A 6,181-nucleotide genomic window follows, 5' to 3' on the forward strand; every position below is an offset into this window, starting at 1 on the left:
ATTAAAAATAGATTAAAAATCAATTAACAACCTGAATTATTCAGAGCTTTAATCTAAATTGACCAAAAATGTAGTTATGACAAGTAATTTGAAGTAAAATGTTTTTCTCCCAAAAGGTGAAAGTCAAAAAACATTGAAAAAGGCCTCATTTTTGGTAATGTCATAGGTGACTAAGTCAAAAACAAAACCAAGAAGGGGGCTTCTCTATGACTACTTTAAACGAACAAACAATGGATTTCAAGAGGAATTCACTTAAAGGAAAGTGATGGGTAAAATGAGGGATATTGGAAAGTGATTAATAGATTAAGGATTTTACTAAATAAGAAAATTCCTACAGGCAGTTTATTTAGGAATGTAATAACCCTAATTTCTGGAACAACTTTTGCACAAGTGTTACTAGTATTAATATCCCCAATATTAACAAGACTTTACGATCCAGAGGATTTTGGATTATTTACTATGTTTAGTTCAATTTTAGCAATTTTAGCGGTAGTATCTTGCTTTAGATATGAATTAGCAATTGTACTTCCTAAAAAAGATAAGGATGCTGCAAATATTTTAGCATCAACAGTATTAATTTGTTTTATTATCAGCATGTTTGTTTTAATCATTATTATATTACTTAGGGAACAGATTTCAATTTTATTGGGAGCTTCAGAACTTAGGATTTGGCTATTTTTTTTACCACTTAGTTTATTAATGACTGGTCTTTATCAAGCATTTAATTATTGGAATACAAGAAAGAGACAATTCAATCGATTAGCTACTCAACAGATTACACAGAGTTTGGTAACAGCTGCGACTCAAGTATCATTTGGTTTAACCGGAAAAATGCAAGCTGGAGGACTAATAGGAGGACAAGTAGCAGGACAGGTATTATCAACTGGAAGATTAATTTGGAAAACCTTGGGGGAGGAAGGTAAACAAATAATAGAGTATCTTAGCTTTAGTAATATGAAATTGAACTTAATTAAATATAAAAACTTTCCGCTTTATTCATTATGGTCTGGGTTACTTAATACATCGTCTGTAATGATGCCACCATTATTACTTGGATTTTATTTTACACCTACAGTTGTTGGGCTTTATTCTCTAGGACATAGAGTCTTAAACCTACCCATGAATTTAATAGGAAGTGCTGTAGCTCAAGCCTTCTATCCGCATGCTTCAGAGGCATACAGAAACGGTGAGCTTGGGCGTGTGACTTTTGATGTATATAAGAATCTTATTTCTATTGGATTAGTCCCAATATTGTTGATATCTCTAATTGCACCTGAGTTATTTTTGTTTGTTTTTGGTGACAATTGGTACGAAGCAGGCCAATATGTGAGGTGGATAGGACTCTGGATATTTTTTGTGTTTATATCGTCACCGTTATCAAACATATATTTAATTTTAGAAAAACAACGGTTAGGGTTGATAATGGATTTTCTTTTGTTTTTTTGTAGGTTAATAGTTTTAATTATTGGCGGCTTAAGTGGTGACGCATTATTAACTATAGCTTTATTTGGAATGATCGGGGCGTTATTGTGGATAATAAATTGCATTTTTATTCTTAAATTAGCTGGTATATCACTTTATATAGTCTTAAAACAAGTAATTAGGGAGTTTTTAAAGGCAATACCATATACTTTATTGCCGATTATTTCTATGATTTTCTTTAAAGATTCTTTTACTTTGATATTTTCAGCTATTTTATCAGGAGTATTTTTTTTAATAATTAAAACATTAGCATTACGTAAATATAGTCGTAATTTTCAGTAAGCAATTCCTCTAAATTTAATCTAAAAATAAGCCACAGCTGTAAGCTTCTTTGTATAGTAGTCCTGTTTAATCTTCTTAACCGCCTCTAATTCAGCATTCTGCTTTTTTTCAAGCTGCTCTAAACGCTTTTGAAGTTCTTCAATTGTAGGGTTTGAAGTTGAGTTTTGTGAATGGAAAAATCTTGGGTAGGATTAGCATTGTGAATCTGCGTTTTAATCAAGGGATTCCTAGAAAGAGGGTATTTTATTGTCTGACAATGGTAAATTAGTTATATCGTTGGATTTTGAACTTTATTGGGGAGTAAGAGATAAAAAAAGTTTAGAAAGTTATAAAGAAAACTTACTGGGGGTTTGGACTGCAATTCCTGCTATATTGGAATTATTCGAAAAATATGGAATACATGCTACTTGGTCCACCGTAGGATTTCTTTTTTTTAAATCACGTGAAGAATTAATAGATAATTGTCCTCAACAAAAACCCGTCTATCTAAATAGCAATTTATCACCCTATGAACATATTTACAATATAGGTTCTAACGAAGAAGAAGATCCTTATCATTTTGCTCCTTCATTAATTCAAAAAATAATTTCATATCCATATCAAAGAATTGGAACACATACTTTTTCTCACTATTATTGTTTGGAACAAGGTCAAAATATAAATTCATTTAAAGCAGATATTAGCGCAGCTATAAATGTTGGCAAGAAATACGGTTTAAAAATTAAAAGTCTAGTTTTTCCTAGAAACCAGTGTGAAGAGAAATATCTATTAGTATGTAAAGAATTAGGGATAACATCTTATAGGGGAAATCCAAGTTCTTTGTTTTATAAAGCAAGTGATGAGAAAGGAGAACATAAATTGAAGAGGGTAGCTAGATTATGCGATGCATATATAAATATATCTGGTCATAATTGTTATTCAATTGAAGAGATAAAGAACAATAATTTACCTTTGAATATTCCTGCTAGTCGCTTTTTAAGACCTTATTCTAAAACATTAGAACATTTGGAGCCGTTAAGGTTAAAGAGAATTATCTCTGATTTAAATTATGCTGCAAAAAATAAATTAGTTTATCATTTATGGTGGCATCCTCATAATTTTGGTACTAATTTAAATGAAAATTTATCTTTTTTAGAGAGTATATTGAAACATTTTTCTTTATTGAGACGAAATTTCGGTATGGAAAGTTTAAATATGGAGGATTTATCGAAACATTTATTAAGGAATGAGTAGGTTGAAGGGGCCACTATGTTAGCAAGTAAAGGGAGGGGAAACTACTAATATTGAATATAATTATCTAAAAGTAAGCTAAGTAATATTGAAACTTAGTTAAATTTCCTGCTCATATTTCGCATCAGTAAAACTAAGGCATTTACCAAGAAAGGACTTGGTGAATGCCTTAGTTTTTTCTAATATTGCTGGATCTTTGGAATGTAAGCGACAAATTCTGTCCGCATTTTAAGGTTTCAAATTGTATCGAATAATCCCCTTAATATTTAAGTAAAGGTGGAGCCTATTTGACGCTTACTTTGGAATTAAGTTTGCCTATAAGTCTGATAACCTAGTCAGTACTTAAAATTTTTGGTAATTAATAATGTTCATTATTTTTATGCATATATATATAATACGGTATTCAGATGATTTCAGGTTATTTAATGTCTAGCAGTTGGAGGTCGTTAGATGGAAGAGAATATAAGGATACAAGATATTTTTATAATTCAAAAGCGGGTATTACATATAGACAATGTGACAATTTTATCAATGGCCAATGAAGAAGCTAGTCACGTGCTAATTAAGCCTCGCCCGATATTAAACATGTATAGCTAAGTTTATTGATCATCAGTTAATTGCAAAATTATGACTGGTCGAAAAGGAGTAAGATTGAGTAAAATGCAAACACAGTCACTTGAAACACCATGTTATATAATCAAATACGATGAACTAGAATATAATTACAATCGCTTGAAAATAGCATTCACTAATTATTGGCAAGGCCCTTTGAAAATTGGGTATTCAGTAAAAACTAATCATCTTAAATGGATACTCGAATTCATGAAGGAAAAAGAAGTATATGCTGAAGTTGTGTCAAATGATGAATTTAGATATGCAGAACTCGTTGGATATCCTACTAGTGAAATTATATATAATGGTCCGCATAAGAAGGCAGACCTTTTAAAACGTGCGCTTAAACAGGGGAGTATTGTCAATATTGATTCCTTTAGTGAACTAAATGTATTAAAAGCAATGAAAAAAATTGAAGGAATGAAAGTGGGTCTTAGAGTAAATTTTGATCTCGAAAGTGAATGTCCAGGTGAAAGTGCTATGGGGATAGAGCCAAGTAGATTTGGTTTTTGTCTTGAAAATGGCAGTTTTGAAAAAGCGTTAAAAATATGTAATAAACTGAATATTTTAGTTTGTGGACTTCATATGCATCAAAGCACAAAAACTCGCAGTTTAAATGTATTCAGAGCATTAGCAAAAAAAGCGGCAGAATGTATTAAAAACTTTGGATTAAATAATTGTCTAGAATATATCGACATAGGCGGGGGATTTTTTGGTGGAAGAGACATTGGAAATAACCCTAGTTTTGAAGATTATGCAAAAACGATTAGTGAAGAACTCAATCACGCAGCAGATATGAAAAATATTCAATTAATAATTGAACCGGGTGCATCACTTATTTCAACACCTATAAGCTATATGACAAAGGTTGTCGATGTAAGGGATGTAAGAGGTTCAAGAATCATCACGGTTGATGGTTCACTGCTTCATATCAATCCCTTTATTGCAGATCGCCAGCCGTCATATAGAATTGTTTCAAATGGCGAAAACTTTTCTAATAGACAAACAATATGTGGAAGTACGTGTATGGAAAATGACAGATTATTGAATATTGAAAATGCGCCGAAATTAAGGGAAGGAGACATCATTGAAATTGAAAAATGCGGTTCGTACACAATGAGTTATAATTCTTGCTTTATTAATTTGCCGCCTGCAGTATATGTAATTAAAGGTGGGAATTATGAACTAGTTAGGGAAACTTGGGCACCTACTAGGCTATTGTAGAGTGAAAGAAGGGGAGAAAACTGAAACAAACAGTTAATCTATTATTAACAAGTACAGGAAAGAGAACTAAGCTACTTGAATACTTTAAGAAGGAATTACGCGGGGAGGGGAATCTAATCGCGGTTGATTGCAGCGCTTTAGCTCCGTCACTATATATAGCTGACGAACATTATATTGTTCCAACAATTGACAGCGCTGGATATATGGATGTAATTAAAGAGATATGTAAAAAAGAGGAGATAAGTGCCGTTATTTCATTAATTGATCCAGAGCTTTCCCTATTATCTAAATATTCAGGTGATTTAAAGAGATTAGGTATTTCCAGTATAGTTTCCCCATTTGATGTATGTGAATTATGGCTAGATAAATACGAAGTAAGTAAGTTTTGTAGCAACAATGGGTTTAAATATGCGAAAACCTATAATTCTTTTGAAGTATTTCAAGCAGCACTTGAACGAGAAGAAGTGTTTTTTCCAGTTTTTATTAAACCGCAAAAAGGCAGTGCGAGCTTTAATATTCATTTAGCTAGGAATATAGAGGAAGCAAAATTTATCTTCCAATATTCAAGCGAAATGATTATTCAAGAATTTTTAGATGGGCAAGAACTTGGAGTAGATGTGTATGTTGATCTAATTTCAAAAAAGGTAGTTTCTATATTTATTAAAGAAAAGTTAGTAATGAGAGCTGGAGAAACAGACAAAGCTAAGTCAATAAAATCGGAAGAATTATTTAATTTGATTGAAGAACTTGTTATGAAAGCAGGGTTTATCGGACCTATAGATATAGATGTCTTTTTTATTAATGGAGAGTATTATATATCGGAGATAAATCCAAGGTTTGGAGGAGGCTACCTTCTTGCATATGAATGCGGGGTTAATTTTCCTAAGTTCATAATCAATAACTTGAAGGGAATTGTGAATAAAGTTCAGATTGGAAATTACGAAGAAAATGTTTATATGATGAGGCATGACATTTTAACGATTAAAAAGTTTATAGAGAATTAGGGTAAAGTATTTTTTTGGAAATTTTGTTCTCTATAAGGTACAATTCGTTCTTAAAAACCTTATATAGGAATACTCTAAAATAGGTGGCATACAAAATTCACAATGGGGGATTGTTTTTTGCAAATGTATATAAAGTATTAAAATGAAGTGTCATTATGATAAGACATGTATAGGTAAATATGATTAAAATTATTCAAAGTTTGAAATTCAAGAATGACAACTAAAATAGAGAAAAAGTTATAGATTGGAGGGCTATTTCATTGTCTTACAGCCAGCGCCTTTCATTTATTATTCTATCCGATCTTTTTCTCATCACTGTTTCATTTATTTTTAGTTCTTGGCTGTTG

General features: G+C 31.5%; 4 protein-coding genes. All 4 read left to right on the plus strand.

Going from position 1 to position 6,181, the window contains the following annotated elements; genetic code table 11:
- Nucleotides 1–291: 291 nt before the first annotated feature.
- The 4 genes from V7149_RS20405 (at nt 292) to V7149_RS20420 (ending at nt 5,834) form a co-directional block, all read left to right on the plus strand.
- On the plus strand, nt 292–1,764 hold the full coding sequence (locus tag V7149_RS20405) for a lipopolysaccharide biosynthesis protein (protein WP_335347428.1): 1,473 nt from the start codon (nt 292–294) through the stop codon (nt 1,762–1,764).
- Nucleotides 1,765–2,010: 246 nt separating this feature from the next.
- On the plus strand, nt 2,011–2,997 hold the full coding sequence (locus tag V7149_RS20410) for a polysaccharide deacetylase family protein (RefSeq protein WP_335347429.1): 987 nt from the start codon (nt 2,011–2,013) through the stop codon (nt 2,995–2,997).
- 657 nt (nt 2,998–3,654) lie between these two features.
- On the plus strand, nt 3,655–4,830 hold the full coding sequence (locus tag V7149_RS20415) for a pyridoxal-dependent decarboxylase (protein ID WP_335347430.1): 1,176 nt from the start codon (nt 3,655–3,657) through the stop codon (nt 4,828–4,830).
- 20 nt (nt 4,831–4,850) lie between these two features.
- Nucleotides 4,851–5,834: an ATP-grasp domain-containing protein gene (locus tag V7149_RS20420; protein ID WP_335347431.1), complete on the plus strand. Its 984-nt coding sequence runs from the start codon at nt 4,851–4,853 to the stop codon at nt 5,832–5,834.
- Nucleotides 5,835–6,181: the final 347 nt, after the last annotated feature.

The organism is Bacillus sp. JJ1503 (assembly GCF_036965125.1).
Classification (GTDB): Bacteria; Bacillota; Bacilli; order Bacillales; family Cytobacillaceae; genus Cytobacillus.